The sequence below is a fragment of the Nafulsella turpanensis ZLM-10 genome, assembly GCF_000346615.1.
Lineage (GTDB): Bacteria > Bacteroidota > Bacteroidia > Cytophagales > Cyclobacteriaceae > Nafulsella > Nafulsella turpanensis.
In genome coordinates, this window is the sequence record NZ_ANNU01000038.1 from 44,724 (window position 1) to 61,858 (window position 17,135).

A 17,135-nucleotide genomic window follows, 5' to 3' on the forward strand; every position below is an offset into this window, starting at 1 on the left:
GACTTATGATGTTTTTATTCCCATATTTTTTTCCAACTAATCCTTTTTTTTATGAAGAGAATACTACTCCTTATTCCCCTTTTGGGGCTGTTATGCTCTGGCATTTACAGCCAGACATTAACTGATCCGAGCCTGACAGAGGATGTTATCCGCTGCTACAGCGTGGAATATCACGAGTTCAGAAAAAGCAGCAATCCTGGCATTCCGTCTACCGAAGATTTTGAAAAAACCCTGGCTGCCCAAATGGAAGCCGCTATGACCGATGAAACCAATAACGGCATCCTGAAAGGGGTACTGCAAATTCCGGTTATTGTGCATGTAGTCCATTTTGGAGAACCCGTCGGAACAGGCCCTAATATTGCAGCAGAGCAGGTGTACTCACAAATAGAGGTGATGAACGAAGATTTCCGGCGTATGCTGGGCACCCGGGGATATAACGACGACCCCCGTGGAGCCGATGTGGAAATAGAATTCGTACCAGCCCTGGTGGACCCGGAAGGCAATTTGCTGAAAGAACCTGGCATACACCGCTACCAGGGCCCACTCCCTGCCTATGTGCTGGAAGACATTGAATTGCTGATTAAGCCGGCTACCATTTATGACCCTAACCGTTACCTGAACTTATGGACGGTGAACTTCGCAGCCCTCCTGCTGGGTTATGCCCAGTTCCCTGACCCTGCACACGGCCTTGCCTTTGGCGTAGGCTGCGACACCGGCGGGTCAAATACCGATGGCGTTGTGCAGCTTTACAGTGCTTTTGGCTCCAGGGAGAAATATCCCGAAGGTACCTATACGGCTAATTACGACCTGGGCAGAACAGTTACCCACGAAGTAGGCCACTGGATGGGACTTCGCCACATTTGGGGCGATGGCGGTTGCGGAGTCGATGATTATTGCGGCGATACACCAATGGCAGCGGCCTCGAACAGCGGTTGTCCAACAGGAATTGTTTCCTGCGGCAGTATAGATATGATAGAAAACTACATGGACTATACCTACGATGCCTGCATGAATATTTTCACGAACGACCAGGCACTGCGTATGCGTACGGTAATGACGAAGAGCCCTCGCCGCAGAGAGCTGCTAAGCTCCACTGTTCACCTGCAGCCGGTGGCATTGGATGCCGCCATCATCGATATTGCCTCGCCTAAAGGTGAGCGTTGCAATAGCAATGTGCTGCCGGAAGTGTTGCTGCGCAACCTGGGTCAAAGCACCCTCAACACCGTTGCCATTAACTACCAGGTAGATGGAGGAGACGTACAAACGTACCAGTGGAATGGCTCCCTTGGTACAGGCGATATAGAAATAGTGACTCTCCCGGCTATTAGCACAACGGAAGGAACCCACACCCTTACAGTTTACACTACAAGCCCGAATGGCAGCACTGATGCCTATGCGCACAATGATCAGTGGAGCGATGAGTTTATCGTTTCAAGCATCGGCGAGAAATTAGATTTTCTGGAAGCTTTCGAGAGCGGCCTGTATCCGCCAAGCAACAAATGGGACATTCAGAACCCAGACTTCTGCGAATCCTGGAGCCCCTATTCAAATATTACAGGTCCGGACGGGACACTTACTACCGGCGCTTTCTTAAACTACTATAACTATGATGCGACCGGAACAACAGATGGTCTTGTACTGCCGCTCATTAACCTCAGCACCACTGAAGACGCTGCCCTGGAGTTTGATGTAGCCTATGCCTCCTCCGGCGAAGCACAGGATAGACTGGAAGTATTTATTTCCGTGGACTGCGGTCTGACCTTCAAAAATATCTACAGCAAATCAGGGGCAGATCTGGCTACTGCTCCTGAAGCCGATGGCGCCTTTTTGCCAGGTGCTCCGGAACAGTGGAGACGGGAGGTTCTGAACCTGAATAACTACAGAAGCAGCCAGGTGCTCATCAAGTTCGTAGGTACGAACGCCTATGGCAATAATATCTTTGTGGATAATATTTATGTGAGCGGCGCATCCGACAATGCTGAGCCAATTGAACTGAAAAAGTTTACGGCCTCCAAAACAGATAAAGGGGTGGAGCTGCAGTGGGTAACAAGCGCTGAAGAAAACTACCTCCACTTCGAGCTGGAGCGTTCGCCAGATGGAGAAAGCTTTATTTATGCGCAGACCATCGATGTAAAAAAAGGCACCTCCTCGGGCGCTTCTTATAAGACCCTGGATGCTGAACCGTACAGCGGCAATAACTTTTACCGCTTAAAAATTGTGCGCGATTATGGCCTAAATCCGCTGTATAGCCAAACCATCAGCCTTAAATCGAATAACACTGGCAGCAATGCCAGAATAGCGGATATCGGTCAGGAGGCATTAAAAGCGACAGGTATCTATCCGAACCCGGCTTCCGATTATTTTGAGCTCAACTATGAGGCATTGATGGACGGCGAGGTAGAAGTGGAGCTGATTGATGTAATGGGCAAAGTGGTTTACACAGGCAGGCTACAATCGCAGGAAGGCCACAACCAGGCAAAAATCTCTACGGTAGATTTACCCTCCGGTGTATACGCTATTGTAATCCATCATGCAGGCGGAATCACAAAGGAGAAAATAATTATCCAATAAACAGAAATCCTGCTGTGCGTTAAGGCCTGCCGAACCGCCGCTTTACGCACAGCAGAATTCTCATTCAAAGCATCATTTTTATTTCTTTTTTCCAACTTTAACCCCTTTTTAAATGCGAAGATCTTTTACTAATCCGAAGGCTGTTTTGCTGGCCTTCCTCTCACTATTTATTTTCTGTGCTGCCTATGCGCAGGACCCGCTCGAGCGGGCGCTGGCTCATCTTTCAGCGAATAAAGAAAAATTCAACCTGACGAGTGCCGATATTTCGGACTATACGATAACCGACCAGTATGTAAGCAAAAGCAGTGGCATTACCCACATTTACCTCCGCCAGCGTCACAGGGGTATTGAAGTTGAAGGAGCTGTCATCAACATAAATATTGGGCCCGATGGCGAGGTCATCAACATGGGCAGTCGCTTTATCCCTAACTTAAAAGCAGCCGTAAGAGGTGCTGCTGCGGCCCAAACACCCGTGCAGGCCGTGCAGGCTGCGGCCCGCTCACTAAAGCTGCCGGTAGAAAAAGCCCTGAAGGTACAGGAGGAAAAACCTGCTCGCGGTAGTGGCAGAGAGGTTCTCGTGAGCAAGGGAAATATTTCCCGCCAGGCTATTCCGGTGAAGATGATGTACCAACCTATGGAAGACGGTACTGTAAGGCTGGCCTGGATTGTTTCCATTTATTCGATAGATGCCCAGCATTACTGGAACGTGGCCATCGATGCCACCAACGGCAGTATGCTAAAAACAGAAGATCAGGTAATCCACGATGTGTGGGAAGGGACCCCTATCGTTACCGATGCGCCGGCAGTTGAAGCAGCAAAAAAATCGCCGGCACCCGCAGAGGTAAATAAAGTACCTTATGCGCCGGCAAGCGCCAAGGTGGCTGCGGCAAGTGGTACCTACCGGGTGCTCGACGCTCCTTTTGAAACACCGAACCATGGCGAGCGCAGTCTGGTAACAGGAAAAGAAAATCCGGCTGCCTCCCCGCTGGGCTGGCACAACGATGGCGCCCTGAGCTATACCATCACCCGGGGCAACAATGTTTTTGCCTATGAAGATCGTGCCGGCGCCAATGCAGGTACCAGCCCTAATGGAGGTCCCGGGCTGGTATTTGATTTTCCTCTTGATTACAGTCAGCAGCCAACCACCTATGTAGAGGCCGCTACCACCAATCTGTTTTACTGGAACAACCTTATGCATGACGTCTTTTACCAGTATGGCTTCGATGAGGTAAGTGGCAACTTTCAGCATACCAACTTTACAGGCGAAGGCGAAGGGCTGGATGCCGTAAGTGCTGAAGCCCAGGATGGGGGCGGAACGAACAATGCGAACTTCCTTACCCTGCAGGATGGAGTGCCGGGCCGTATGCAAATGTATCTCTGGACCTCCGCCCTGCCGGCAGAACTTCTTTTTGTAGATGCTCCCGCCTCTGTTGCAGGAGCTTATATCGGAATAGAAGCTGCATTTGGAAAGCCCCTGGACGAAACAGGCGTAAGCGGTCGTATTGTTTTGGCAGACCCAGCCAATGGCTGTAGCGGCACGCCCGCCCTGCCGGAGGGTGCCGTACCGGTACCTTTCAATAACCAGGAAGAAATCAACGGCAATATTGCCCTTATCGACCGGGGAGAGTGTACATTCATAGAAAAAGCCTTGAATGCACAGGTTTCCGGCGCTACCGGTGTTATTGTAGTAAACAATATCCCCGGGGCAGATCCGATTTCCATGGGCGGCGGAGAAAGCGGCAAAGCCATTGTTATTCCGGCCATCATGATTAGCAAGGAAGATGGTGATAAGCTGAAGGCGGAACTTGCCAATGGCCTAAGCGGCAGCCTGAAGCGGGAAGGTGGCGTACCTCCGCTCAAAGATGGGGACCTGGACAATGGCATTATTGCGCATGAATATGGTCACGGCATTTCTACCCGCTTAACCGGCGGCCCCAGCACCCAATGTCTGAGCGGTGCCGAACAGGGTGGCGAAGGCTGGAGTGACTTTTTCGCTCTCTTTATGACCATGCAGGAAGGAGATGTTGCAACAATGCGCCGAGGCATTGGCACTTATGTGCGTTCTGAAGGTACCGACGGCAACGGCATTCGCCCGGCTCCTTACAGCACCGACATGAGCGTGAACGGCTATACCTATGGCGATGTATCCAACCCGGAAATTAGCGTGCCTCACGGCGTAGGCTTTATCTGGGCTACCATGCTGTGGGACATGACCTGGAACCTTATTGACGAGTATGGTTACGACCCTGACCTTTATAATGGCACCGGCGGTAACAATATAGCACTGCAGCTTGTTATAGATGGGCTTAAACTACAGCCTTGCAGCCCCGGCTTTATCGATGCCCGCGATGCCATTCTGGCAGCAGATAAAATTCGTACCGGCGGAGCCAATGCCTGCTACATCTGGCGCGCCTTTGCCAAAAGAGGCCTGGGTTACAGCGCAAGCCAGGGCAGCCAGAATGACCTGACGGATGGGGTGGAAGCCTTCGACCTGCCTCCAAGCTGTGAGCCAAATATGGCCATTAACTTAAAGGCCAATCCATCTCCTGTAGAAGACGGTGCCGAGCTTACCTATACCATCCGTGTTCGTAACGACACCAAAGCCTCCCTGGCCGGGGTTCAGATTACCGATACCCTGCCGACAAACACTACTTTTGTATCGGCTACCGACGGAAGCCTGAAAAAAGGAATTGTTACCTTTAAGCCGGTAAAACTTAAAGAAGGTGAAATTATTGAACGCCAGCTGACCGTGCAGGTAAATTCCGGACAGGGAACGAAGGTATACTTCAGCGATGACATGGAAAATGGCGGGGCTAACTGGAAGACTTTCCACGATGTAGGTGTAAACGACTGGGCCTTAAGCACGGCCAATCCGCACAGCGGAAGTACCTCCTGGTTTGCCGTAGATCCGGATGCTTACAGCAATCAGTCCCTCATTTTAAAATCTCCTGTACAGCTTGGTGAAAATTCCCTGCTGCGCTTCTGGCACGACTTCGCTACCGAGGATACCTTCGATGGTGGTGTGGTGGAAATTACGACCAATGGCGGACTTACCTGGGAAGACCTGGGTGATAAAATGATACAGAACGGTTACAACGGAAATATACCGCTTGAGAATGCTTCTACAGTAAGTGGTCCTGCCTTTACCGGAGGCAGCGGAGGTTACATTCAAACCATTGTCGACTTAAGTGCCTACAGCGGACAACAGGTACAAATCCGCTTCCGGATGGGCTCCGATGTACTTACGGCTGCCACCGGCTGGTATGTGGACGATGTGGATATTGTAAGCAACCCGACCACTGTGGTAAATACCGCAACAGTCGATTCTAAGCAGGGCGGCCTGAAGAGTACCACCATTGAAACCATGGTGCTCGAAAGCAGCGCCACCGTTGAAGGAACCGGCACCTTAACAGCCTCCGCAGAACCTGAAACAGTTACGCTCAGTTTCTCAGCTGAAAACCTGAAACCGGAAGAATATTTACTGGAGAGAAGTCTCGACAATAAGGAATTTGCAGCGGTTGCTACGCTTTCCATCACAGAAGGCGAAGGAGAACACTTCCGCTACGAAGACCGTGAAGTTAAAGCCGGCGCAATTTACTACTACAGGGTCAGAAGAACTTCGGATAACCATGGGAAGGGCGTGGCCGTGGAGGTAAAAGTGCCAAATCCTGCCCTTGAGGTAGGAATACATCCAAACCCGGCAAGTGCGCAGCTAAACCTGCGATTCCCTTCGCAGCTGAATAAAACAGTAGATGTTCGCATTACGAATACAGCAGGCCGGCTCGTTCAAAGCCAGTCCTTTGATTTGACGGAAGGCAACGGAAAAACAGTCCTGGATGTAAATAGCCTTCAGCCGGGAATCTACTTTATTCTTATTAGTACAGGCGAAGAGCTCACTACCGAAAAAGTGATCATTAAATAATCAGTCACACTAAGCATTTTAAAAGAGGCTGCCTCAACAGTCTCTAAATCTAAACAAGGAGAAAAGGCCATCCGTGAAAGGGTGGCTTTTTTTATGTTCTTTAAATGAAGGCTATGTAAACTTCATCAGCTACTGAGGCCTTCAAAGGCTGTAATCCTTGAGGGTTAATGTTCACGTGAATTATGGGTTAAACCCTTCTTCAATTAGAACGGCCTTGATGAAAAGTGTGAAGACTTTCAGGTAATGGAGCGATTAAAAAAACTCCATGTCTGAGGCAGGGGCGCCTAGCCGGAGCGAACGGTTCGCAGCGGCGGTCCCTGGTGGGCAGCCTGCCGTTGCGGTCAGGACAAAAGTACAGAGAAGGTAGCCAGTCACACAGCTTAAGATGTTTACAACACTCCAATATGAATTTCTTTTCTCATACCAACAAAGCATAACTCATGTAATTACAGCTTATTAACCGGCAAAAAAGAAACCATTCGGAACATTCTGCCAGTTCAATACCAAACCTCCTTCTCACCCACCGAAAAAAACATCCCCCCTGTGGGAAGAGGGTAAAACACCCTCCAATAAGCAACCTTTATTGCGGCTGGGCACCGATGGTTTCTTCCGCTGTTTTATTTTCACCGGAAACCTCCAGAGGCTCCTCCGGGTAGAGGAGTTGTTCCACCTCATCCATATATCCTAAAATGCCATTGGTTACATTACTCAGCATAATAAGCGCACTGTGGTCCTTTGGATTACGCCACAGGTAGCTGTTGTAGCCGTGCCACCAGCCGGCATGGTATACTACGGTATCGCCACTCTCAATAGGCTTAATGCGCCAGCCAAAGCCATAGTCTTCTGTAATATTCTTCCTGGTTCTGGAGCCGGTAAAAGCTTCTTTCAGCGTTTCCTGTGTCACCAGCTTTTCTCCATACAGGGCCTGGTCCCACTTATATAAATCTTCTACTGTAGAAAATACTCCTTTATCTCCCAGCACGAAATCCAGGTAATCGGGCCTCCTTCTTCGGTTGCGGCTGGTATGACCAAAAGCAAGTTTTTCTGTCTGGGTCAGCAGACTGTCGCTGAAGGTATAAGTATCTTCCATATCTGCCGGTTCAAAGATATACTCCTGCAGGAAGACAGCAAAAGGCATTCCGGATGCCCTCCTGACAATAGAAGCCAGCAGAAAATAGCCGGTATTACTGTAATCGTAATGGGTATTGGGCTGGTAGTAAGGCTGGGGCTGATGCTCCTTCATGAGTCCCAGAACGTCATCGTTGGTGATGGGAATGTCGCGGTCGGGCCAGAGGGCATCGCTGAAATAGGTATACTCCGATAAGCCGGCGCGATGGTTCAGCAACTGCCGGATGGTAATGCCCTCATAGGGAAAATCGGGGATGTACTGCTGTACGCTGTCATCATAGCTGAGTTTGCCCTGCTCCTTCAGTATCATGATGGCCATGGCCGTAAACTGCTTGGAGACGGAGGCCAGCTGAAAAACAGATTCCGTGGTGAGGGTATCTTTACTGGGAAAATCTTCATAGCCAAAAGCGCCCTTATAAATTACCCTGTCATATTTACTTACCAGCACGGTTCCGTTAAAGCCTCTTTTTTCGTGAAGATAGGTAAAAGCAGAATCCAGCTTATCTGCCAGCTCCTGTCTTTTTTCGGGAGTGAAGGAAGGTGGAACAGGCATTTTCTGCCTTTCCTTTTCTTTCACCTCCAAACTGCTGATGGCTCTTTCCTTTACGGAGCGGGAGCTGGACTCTCCGCAGGAATACAATAGCAAACATAAGACAGATGCGGCAATGCACCTGAGTATTAAAAATTGTACTTTAAATACCATACCTGATTTTACCAACACCAAAACAGCCATAAATATAGCCGATCGACTTCAGTATTCCGGTGCAAATAGTAAAAAATCCTGATTCAGGCCTCCCGGCATACAGCAGGATGGCACCACTCACGGGCAGAATGAGGAAAAAAAACTTCTGCAAAACCCGGACTATTATTACTTCAGGCCGCTTTCTACCCACGATAAAATCAACTTACCGCTAAATCATCTGCTGAACAAGGGGCCTTTCCAGCGGTTACCTACACACGAACGTTTGACAACAGGCAGGAGATACAAATGAAAGAAATCAGGGATATTGTGGAGGCTTATGAGGCGGCGCAGAAAGAAGGGAAACAGCTGGCGCTGGCGACGGTGGTAAAGGTGCAGGGTTCTTCTTACCGACAGCCCGGTGCCCGGATGCTGATAACGGAAGACGGGCAGCTAACCGGTGCCATTAGTGGCGGATGCCTGGAGGGAGATGCGCTTCGCAAAGCACAGCTGGTGATGCTGCAGCAAAAGCCAAAACTGATCAAATACGATACCATGGATGAGGATGATGCCCAACTGGGGGTGGGCTTAGGCTGTAATGGTATCATCCATATCTTAATCGAGCCAATTCTTCCTGAAGAACCTCATAACCCTCTTCAGCTACTCAGGCACTTTCTTTACAAACGGCAAAAAGCTGTACTGCTCACCCTCTTTTCTTTTTCCAATCCAAAAGCAGCCGGTGCGGGTTCCACGCTGCTCCTTACCGAAGAAGGAAATACCTACGGCCAACTCTCCGCTCCTGAACTGCAGGATGAATTACTGGCCGATACCGAAAATGTGCTTCAAACGGGCGTCTCCACTATGAAGAGCTATACTGAAAAGATGAGCGCATTTATAGAAGTTCTGGAACCGGCTGTTTCTCTTGTGATTGCCGGTGCGGGGAATGATGCCATCCCACTCATGAAGCTGGCGACGGTATTGGGCTGGCAAACCACCCTTGTAGACGGGAGAGCCCACTATGCCACCAAAGCCCGTTTCCCTGGGGCAGAAGATATTTTTATTACCAAAGCGGAAGAGGCCCTCACCCACCTCTCACCTGACGAGCGGACTGTTTTTGTATTGATGACGCACAATTACCATTACGACCTTACACTACTGAGAAAACTGCTTCCCCTTCGCCTTCCTTATATTGGTGTTCTCGGCCCTAAAAAGAAGCTGAAGCGGATGCTGAATGAGCTGGAGGAAGAAGGGCTGGAGATAGATAGCAGCCAGTTACAGGCGGTATTCGGACCTGTGGGGCTGGATATAGGAGCGGAAAGTCCGGAAGAAATTGCCCTTTCCATTACAGCGGAAATAAAAGCAGTACTGGCCGGAAAAAAGGGTAACTCCCTCCGCGAAAAAACCGGACCTATTCATGAAAGCACAACTATCCGTCCTGCCCATGAAACCGCTGAGCCGGCTGTCCCGGCTAAGGCTACAAAGACAGCAGGAAACTACCAAAGCTGTTCCGTATGACGGGCACCATTATTTTAGCGGCAGGTGCCTCCACCCGGCTGGGTGAGCCAAAACAATGCTTGGCATTCGGCGGAAAAACTTTATTGCAGAAGGCCCTCCAGGCGGCCGGGGAATCTTGTAAAAACACGGTAGTCGTTCTGGGAGCCCATGCCAAAAGCATTCTTCCCATTATCGAGAAGGAAGCCGTTCATGTAGTGCATAATGAGCACTGGCAGGAAGGAATGGCTTCTTCTATCAGAAAAGGATTAGAGGCCCTGCTCCGGCTGGCACCGCAAACAACAGAAGTAATTGTAATGCTCTGCGACCAGCCCTTTGCAGATACATCTCTGCTAAACCGGCTTATAGCGGAAAAGAACAGAACAGGCAAAGGAATTATTGCCAGCGCCTATGAGGATACAGCAGGGGTACCGGTTTTATTCGATAAAAAATTCTTTCCTGAACTGCTGTCTTTACGTGGCCGGGAAGGCGCAAAGAAGCTGCTGTCCAGGCATCCCGAGGCCCTCACCACCATCCCCTTTCCTTTAGGGGCCATCGACATTGATACTGCAGCGGATTACCAGGCCCTCCTTCATCAAAGGGAACGCCACCATAAGTTTTAAAGAAATTTGTCATTCCCGTAGGGAATCTATCAAAGCTATTGCTGGCTGAGGAGGAAAGAAGGCTCCTGCCATTCCATCTTTTCCTTTTCCGCTCATTCCCCAGATGCCCTGCAGGCATGACAAAAGGTTCCATTGCTCCTAATCCCAACACCTCCTCTGGCCCATACAGTGAAGAGTTTTATCAAACCGAAAAGCTTCTTATACTTTTACCCTAACTACCTCAACAGGATTTTCAACAAGCAAATCAATCCGAAAAATACTACTCATTTCCTCACCTGCCGCAGGATTTCGATGGTCTTGCCTATTTCCCCGATTGCAAAATCCACTTCTTCTTCGGTGGTGAAGCGGCCCAGGCTCAACCGAAGGGTACTCATGGCAAGCCTATGCGGTACTCCCATGGCTTCCAGCACATGAGAAGGCTGCTGAGTTACAGAAGAACAGGCAGAGCCGGAGCTTACCGCCAGGCTTTTCGCCAGCTGAAGGAGCAGGCGCTCCCCTTCCACCGCTTCAAAAGATATATTGCATACATGCGGGAGCCGTGGTGAAGAATATCCGTTTACATGACTTCCTTCTACCCTGCGAAGGGCATTTTCCAGCTTATCCCGCAAACGCTTTAATCGGCTGAATTCGGCTTCCATTCCTGCCATGGCCAGTTCAGCCGCTTTTCCAAAACCAACTATTCCCGGCACATTAAGCGTACCACTCCGCTGGCCCCGCTCGTGGCCTCCCCCTTCTATCTGCGGAACAGGCTTCCGGCCTGAAAGCTTCCTGCTGATATACAAGGCTCCGACCCCTTTCGGTCCATACATTTTATGGGCTGAAAAAGCCAATAAATCGACACCCTCTTCCTTTACATCTACAGGAATTTTACCGACAGCCTGTACCGCATCACAAAAAAAGGGCACCCCATGTTTCGCTGCGATACCTGCTATTTCCTTTACAGGCTGGATGACACCGGTTTCATTATTGGCATACATTGCGGCTATTAAAGCCGTATTCGGTTGTATGGCCGCTTCCAGCTCCTGTACATCCGGAAGGCCGGCAGCATTCACCTCCAGGTAAGTCACGGTGCCACCCGCTTCCTCTACCCGCCTGCAGCAATCCAGCACGGCTTTATGTTCAGTTTTAAGGGTGATGATATGCTTATCCGGACCCGAAGCTCTTTCGAACATTCCTTTTATGGCAAGATTGGCGGCCTCTGTTGCACCGCTGGTAAAAATTATTTCCAATGGTTCAGCGCCAATCACCCGTGCCAGCTGCGCCCTTGCTTCCTCCACCGCTTCTTCGGCCAGCCAGCCATACGCATGGGTACGGCTGGCTGCATTCCCAAACTGCTCTGTAAAAAAGGGAAGCATGGCTTCCACAACTTTAGGGTCGCAGGGAGTGGTGGCATTATAGTCCAGGTAAACGGGCGGATTTCTCATTTCAGGTTCTGGATTGAGTTTCTGGCAGATCTACTGTTTAGGGTAACCCCTTTTCAACTTCTCCTTCTGCCGGAATGTTATGGGCTCTACACTTCCTCCATCCTTTCTTAAAAATCTCAAAACCTTCAGCTGCCAGGCCGGTTCAAACTCTATATCCGGCAGATGCTTAATTTTTTCACTCACAGACCTTTCGCTTTTAAGCTGCAAAGTATCACTCCGGCTAGCCCGTTTTTTATTCATTCGGATATTCAAGAAAACATCCTCCTATGGAAAAGAATACCATCGCTCCTATCTCTAAGGAAAAAGTCACCCTCACCATCAATGGCAAGGAACAGCAGCTGGAGGTGGAGGTCTGGACTTCCCTCCTGGACCTGCTCCGCGAACAACTCCATTTAACCGGAACCAAGAAGGGCTGCGACCATGGCCAGTGTGGCGCCTGCACCATTCTGCTGGACGGCAAACGCATCAACTCCTGCCTGTCACTGGCAGTTATGCACGATGGTGCCGACATTACCACCATCGAAGGTATTGCCAATGGGGAAGAGCTGCACCCGGTACAGCAGGCATTTATCGAGCACGATGCCTTCCAGTGCGGTTACTGCACCTCCGGCCAGATTTGCTCCACCATCGGCCTCCTTAACGAAGGCAAGGCCAAAACCCTCGATGATATCCGCGACCTGATGAGTGGTAACATCTGCCGCTGCGGGGCCTATTCCAACATTATAAAAGTAGTGCAGGAAGCACTGGAAAGGAGCCGGACAGCATGAGGAGTTTTAGCTACACACGGGCACAGGATGTAAAAAAAGCGGTGAGTGAAGTGAGCAGTCATGAAGATGCTAAGTTTATTGCCGGCGGCACCAACCTGCTCGACCTGATGAAGTACGACATTATGAAGCCCCGCCACCTCGTGGACATCACCCGCCTGGAAATGAAGTCCATTGAAGAAACCGAAGGGGGAGGTCTGCGACTGGACGCCCTGGTAAGCAATGCCGATACCGCCTACCATCCGCTGGTGGAAGAGCGCTATCCGCTCCTCTCCCACGCCATTCTGGCGGGAGCCACTGCCCAGCTCCGAAACAAAGCGACCGATGGAGGCAACCTGCTGCAACGTACCCGATGCTATTATTTTTACGACACTACTACCCTTTGCAATAAGCGCGAGCCGGGCACAGGCTGCTCTGCCATTACAGGTTACAACCGCAATCATGCCATTTTAGGGCACAGCCAGCACTGCATTGCCACCCACCCTTCCGATATGGCCGTAGCCCTCGCCGCGCTGGAGGCTACCATACAGGTAAGTGGTCCTGAAGGGGAACGGAGCATCCCCATAGCCGACTTCCACCGCCTGCCCGGCGACAAACCGGAAAAGGATACCAATCTGGCCGAAAATGAAATTGTTACCGCCATTGAGCTGCCCAAAAAAGGCTTCGCCCGGCACTACACTTACCTGAAAAATCGCGACCGTGCTTCCTTTGCCTTTGCACTGGTATCTGTTGCGGCTGCCCTCGAACTGGATGGAGACACCATACAGGAAGCCCGCATTGCTCTGGGAGGAGTGGCTCATAAGCCCTGGCGCAAGCCGGAAGCGGAAGCCCTGCTTCAGGGAAAAGAAGTCAGCAGGGAACATTTTCAGCAAGTGGCCGATGCCTACCTTGAAGGGGCAGAAGGCTTCCAGTATAATGAATTTAAAATAGAACTGGCCCGCCGCTCCATTGTACGTGCACTCATGCAGGCCGCTAAAACTGATCAATAAAGATGGCAACAGATTTTATCGGGAAGCCCAGCAAACGCGTTGACGGACTTAAAAAAGTGACCGGCCAGGCCAGATATGCCGGAGAATTTGAAGTGCCTGAGCTTACCCACGGAGTGGTTATCAACAGCAGCATTGCCAGAGGAAAAATAAAATCTATCGACAGCAGTAAAGCCCTGCAACTGGAAGGAGTGCTGCAGGTATTTACCCATGAAAACCGGCCGAAGCTGGCATGGTTCGATAAGAGCTACAGCGATATGGACTCCCCTCCGGGCTCCCCTTTCCGCCCGCTCTACAATGAGAAAGTTCAGTTTAACATGCAACCTATTGCCCTTGTGGTAGCCGAAACGCCTGAACTGGCACAGTATGCCGCCACGCAGGTAAAGGTTGAGTATGAAACGGAGCCACATGAAACCAACTTCGACAGCCAGCTGAAAAGCGCCTATGTTCCCGAAGAATTTAACTCCACTCCACCACCGGAGCCGTGGGGGGAGTCGGAAGAGCAGTTTAAGAAGGCAGCTATTCAGCTGAAAGAAGAATATTTCCACCCCAGCCAGCACCACAACCCCATGGAAATGCATGCTTCCACGGTTCACTGGGAAGGCGACGGGCGAATAACGGTTTACGATAAGATTCAGGGCGCTCTCAACAGCCAGAAGTACCTGATGGGCGTTTTTGGCCTTGCCAAAGAAGAGGTGCGGGTGCTTTCGCCTTTTGTCGGCGGAGCGTTTGGCTCCGGACTACGACCACAGTACCAGCTGTTTATGGCCACCATGGCTGCACTGGAACTAAAACGCTCGGTAAGGGTCATGCTGAGCCGGACCCAGATGTTCTCCTTTGGCCACCGGCCAAAAACCCTGCAGCGCTTTTCCATCGGGGCATCGGCTGAAGGAAAGCTCCAGAGCATTATCCACGAAACCTATGCTGAAACCTCCAAATTTGAGGATTTTCAGGAGGATGTGGTCATCTGGCCGGCCGTCCTTTATAAATGCGATAATGTAAAGCTCAGCCACCAGCTGGTAGGGCTGGATGAATATACGCCGCTCGATGTGCGTGCCCCTGGTGGCACCACCGGCATTTTTGCCCTGGAGTGTGCCATGGACGAAGTAGCTTATAAAGCTGGATTGGATCCGTTGGAATTCCGGAAAAAGAATTATTCGGAAATGGACCAGACCAAAAAGGTCCCTTTTTCGAGTAAAGAACTGATGGAGTGTTACCGGCAGGGAGCCGAAAAGTTTGGCTGGCAAAATCGGAAGCAGGAGCCTCGCTCCATGCGGGAAGGCCACCAGCTGGTTGGCTGGGGAATGGCCCAAGGAGCATGGGAGGCCAACCAGAAGCCAGCCAATGCCAAAGCCATTTTATCGGTCGATGGGAAGCTCAAAGTCAGTAGTGCCACGGCCGATATTGGCACCGGCACCTATACCATCATGACTCAGATTGCTGCCGACACCCTGGGCCTTCCACTGGAAGATGTCTCCTTCAAACTGGGCGATTCTTCCCTGCCCGAGGCGCCGCTGGAGGGCGGTTCCGCAACAGCCTCTTCAGTAGGTTCTGCGGTAAAAGCGGTTTGCCAGAAAATACAGGAACAGCTATTGGAGCTGGTAAAGAAGCAGGGGAATACCGACTTCGCAGGCAAAGAAGTTGAGGAACTCGACTTTAAAGATGGGCAGATGAGCCTGAAGGACCAGCCTGCTACCGCTGTTTCCATTACTGAACTAATGGCCCAGAACAAGGAAGACCAGCTGCAGGCGGAGATTTCTGCGGAGCCTGCCAAAGAGGAACAAAAGAAGTGGGGCCGCTATTCCCACTCCGCCACTTTTGTGGAGGTAAAGGTCGATGAAGAACTGGGGACCATCAAGGTAACAAGGGTGGTAAGTGCCATTGCCGGCGGGCGCATCCTGAATCCAAAAACCGCCCGCAGCCAGATTCTCGGTGGAGTGGTTTGGGGAATAGGAATGGCCATGGAAGAATATTCCGTGATGGACAACCAGTACGGCCGCTTCATCAACCATAACCTGGCGGAATACCATGTTCCGGTGAATGCCGATGTACAGGAGATTGACGTAATTTTCGTGGAGGAGAAAGATGATGTGGTGAATCCCATCGGGGCCAAAGGGCTGGGCGAAATTGGTATTGTAAGTGTGGCTCCGGCCATTGCCAATGCTGTTTTCCATGCCACCGGCAAAAGGGTGCGGGCCCTTCCTATTACGCTGGATAAAACCATGTAGCGGGTTAGGCTGCCGGCATTTAGAGGTGCAGTAAGGCTCTCTTTCAGCCATACTTTTTTAGCTAAAAAGCAGGAGGAGCTTCCCTCCTGCTACTCCACTAAAGTGCGTATTTCATCAACAAAGATGATGGCCAGCAGCAAGACAGCTCCCACTGCTGCCAGTATCGTGTAAATGGTTTTTGCCTCATAAATGAAGGGCAGCTGCTCGTCCATTCCTTCGCGATTTGAATTTTCCTGAGAAGAGGCCGGAGGCTCAGGAGCTGACTCGGCAGGCTTCCGGAGTTGATCCAGTAGGTTCGACTGGTGGTTTAAAAGGTAGTGCAGCTCTTTTTGCCTTTCCTGTAAACGGACAATCATCTGGTCTTTACGCTCCATTTGTTCATCTTTCCTGTCCAGCAGTTGCCGGTAGTAATTCTTTTCATGGAGCAGCTCTTCAATAAAAATATCCACCAGTTCCCGCCGGCTTTCTCCAGGTAAGCGATCTCCCTCAGCATCACTGGCGGGTGATTCATAGTGCTGGGAAAGAAAGTCTTCGTCTATCAGGAATTTCTTGTCCTCCCGCATCACATGCTTGGTGTGCTCATGTTTCCTGCATAAACGGTAAATGGTGGTCGATCCTTTACCTGTTCGCTCCACTGCATCTGCCACTGAAATATAGGCCATGATAGGGTTATTTTTCGTTGAAATAAAGCCGTAAAAAGAATAGAAGTAAAACAACAGTTCAACTGCTGTAAACGAAGATTATTAAGTTTTGGTATATATTTGGCAATGGAGGGCTGTTGGTTACTTCGCCTGTTAAACCCACCACTCTTTCGATTGTTCGGCTGTTGAGGAAAGGATTTTTTTCATCCCGGCTGCAGACTTAGGCTTTTAAGAATTCATTTACCTGCAGGTGCTACCTACTCCTTAAGGCAACTGGATAATCCTGAGCTGGAGGGCTTTAACAATTAGTTCAACAGGGGAGCTCTTCAGAATTTTTTTCCGGTGGGCATTAACGGTATGAGGACTAAGGTTCAGGCGGTCGTCCATTTTCTCTGTGGAAACTCCCCGTGAGATAAAGCTTATGGTCTGGATCTCCCGCTTTCTGAGGAGTTCGTGCGCCGGCGGCTCCTGCTGGTAAAACTGCTTGTCCATGGGTATATCCAACACCATAGCTAACGCAATAAAACTTTTAAGGAATTACAAACAAAAAAGGTGAGTGTCCTGCGAGTCCTTTTCTTCCCTGGACCTGCTACAGCCTCAAAAAGCCAATGCTCTAGGTTTTACATTATTTATGCACCAAAACAGTAACAATAAAACACATCAGCAGTAAAATACTAT

At 50.3% G+C, this 17,135-nt stretch carries 11 protein-coding genes; 7 read left to right on the forward strand and 4 right to left on the reverse strand.

Features of this window, described 5'->3' with window-relative positions; translation table 11 throughout:
* Positions 1–51 precede the first annotated feature (51 nt).
* Positions 52–2,571, forward strand: a complete 2,520-nt coding sequence (locus tag F752_RS0115410) for a M43 family zinc metalloprotease (protein WP_040664724.1) — start codon at positions 52–54, stop codon at positions 2,569–2,571.
* A gap of 112 nt (positions 2,572–2,683) precedes the next feature.
* Complete coding sequence (locus F752_RS0115415) at positions 2,684–6,493, forward strand: T9SS-dependent M36 family metallopeptidase (RefSeq protein ID WP_026135776.1); 3,810 nt, start codon at positions 2,684–2,686, stop codon at positions 6,491–6,493.
* A gap of 580 nt (positions 6,494–7,073) precedes the next feature.
* Here F752_RS0115415 and F752_RS0115420 read toward each other — a convergent pair.
* Positions 7,074–8,324 carry a serine hydrolase domain-containing protein gene (locus F752_RS0115420; RefSeq protein ID WP_081604586.1) on the reverse strand — a complete coding sequence of 417 codons (1,251 nt, stop codon included), beginning with the start codon at positions 8,322–8,324 and terminating at the stop codon, positions 7,074–7,076.
* A gap of 285 nt (positions 8,325–8,609) precedes the next feature.
* On the opposite strand from F752_RS0115420, the gene F752_RS0115430 reads away from it, so the two are divergent.
* Positions 8,610–9,815, forward strand: a complete 1,206-nt coding sequence (locus tag F752_RS0115430) for an XdhC family protein (protein WP_017732648.1) — start codon at positions 8,610–8,612, stop codon at positions 9,813–9,815.
* Complete coding sequence (locus F752_RS0115435) at positions 9,812–10,414, forward strand: nucleotidyltransferase family protein (protein ID WP_017732649.1); 603 nt, start codon at positions 9,812–9,814, stop codon at positions 10,412–10,414. The genes F752_RS0115430 and F752_RS0115435 overlap by 4 nt, the downstream gene beginning before the upstream one ends.
* A 263-nt stretch (positions 10,415–10,677) precedes the next feature.
* Here the strand turns inward: F752_RS0115435 and F752_RS0115445 are convergent, their stop codons facing one another.
* Positions 10,678–11,838 carry a cysteine desulfurase family protein gene (locus tag F752_RS0115445; RefSeq protein ID WP_017732650.1) on the reverse strand — a complete coding sequence of 387 codons (1,161 nt, stop codon included), beginning with the start codon at positions 11,836–11,838 and terminating at the stop codon, positions 10,678–10,680.
* Positions 11,839–12,104: 266 nt separating this feature from the next.
* Between F752_RS0115445 and F752_RS0115455 the strand changes: the two genes are divergently transcribed.
* The 3 genes from F752_RS0115455 to F752_RS0115465 are packed head-to-tail and all read left to right on the forward strand — an operon-like array spanning position 12,105 to position 15,816.
* Complete coding sequence (locus tag F752_RS0115455) at positions 12,105–12,605, forward strand: (2Fe-2S)-binding protein (protein WP_017732652.1); 501 nt, start codon at positions 12,105–12,107, stop codon at positions 12,603–12,605.
* Positions 12,602–13,591: an FAD binding domain-containing protein gene (locus tag F752_RS0115460; protein ID WP_017732653.1), complete on the forward strand. Its 990-nt coding sequence runs from the start codon at positions 12,602–12,604 to the stop codon at positions 13,589–13,591. Before F752_RS0115455 ends, F752_RS0115460 begins: the two co-directional genes overlap by 4 nt.
* Positions 13,592–13,593: 2 nt before the next feature.
* On the forward strand, positions 13,594–15,816 hold the full coding sequence (locus F752_RS0115465) for a xanthine dehydrogenase family protein molybdopterin-binding subunit (RefSeq protein ID WP_017732654.1): 2,223 nt from the start codon (positions 13,594–13,596) through the stop codon (positions 15,814–15,816).
* Between the two features lie 89 nt (positions 15,817–15,905).
* Here F752_RS0115465 and F752_RS0115470 read toward each other — a convergent pair whose 3' ends face one another.
* Together F752_RS0115470 and F752_RS0115475 are read right to left on the reverse strand one after the other, a co-directional pair.
* Positions 15,906–16,478 (reverse strand): hypothetical protein, encoded by a 573-nt coding sequence (locus F752_RS0115470; RefSeq protein WP_152425160.1) that lies wholly within the window; start codon positions 16,476–16,478, stop codon positions 15,906–15,908.
* A 243-nt stretch (positions 16,479–16,721) separates the two neighbouring features.
* Positions 16,722–16,967, reverse strand: a complete 246-nt coding sequence (locus F752_RS0115475; RefSeq protein WP_017732656.1) for a LuxR C-terminal-related transcriptional regulator — start codon at positions 16,965–16,967, stop codon at positions 16,722–16,724.
* Positions 16,968–17,135: the final 168 nt, after the last annotated feature.

Bases quoted from the DNA above. Each gene is read 5' to 3' on its own strand.
- F752_RS0115410 (WP_040664724.1), top strand. From the start codon at position 52: ATGAAGAGAATACTACTCCTTATTCCCCTTTTGGGGCTGTTATGCTCT.
- F752_RS0115415 (WP_026135776.1), top strand. From the start codon at position 2,684: ATGCGAAGATCTTTTACTAATCCGAAGGCTGTTTTGCTGGCCTTCCTC.
- F752_RS0115420 (WP_081604586.1), bottom strand. From the start codon at position 8,324: ATGGTATTTAAAGTACAATTTTTAATACTCAGGTGCATTGCCGCATCT.
- F752_RS0115430 (WP_017732648.1), top strand. From the start codon at position 8,610: ATGAAAGAAATCAGGGATATTGTGGAGGCTTATGAGGCGGCGCAGAAA.
- F752_RS0115435 (WP_017732649.1), top strand. From the start codon at position 9,812: ATGACGGGCACCATTATTTTAGCGGCAGGTGCCTCCACCCGGCTGGGT.
- F752_RS0115445 (WP_017732650.1), bottom strand. From the start codon at position 11,838: ATGAGAAATCCGCCCGTTTACCTGGACTATAATGCCACCACTCCCTGC.
- F752_RS0115455 (WP_017732652.1), top strand. From the start codon at position 12,105: ATGGAAAAGAATACCATCGCTCCTATCTCTAAGGAAAAAGTCACCCTC.
- F752_RS0115460 (WP_017732653.1), top strand. From the start codon at position 12,602: ATGAGGAGTTTTAGCTACACACGGGCACAGGATGTAAAAAAAGCGGTG.
- F752_RS0115465 (WP_017732654.1), top strand. From the start codon at position 13,594: ATGGCAACAGATTTTATCGGGAAGCCCAGCAAACGCGTTGACGGACTT.
- F752_RS0115470 (WP_152425160.1), bottom strand. From the start codon at position 16,478: ATGGCCTATATTTCAGTGGCAGATGCAGTGGAGCGAACAGGTAAAGGA.
- F752_RS0115475 (WP_017732656.1), bottom strand. From the start codon at position 16,967: ATGGTGTTGGATATACCCATGGACAAGCAGTTTTACCAGCAGGAGCCG.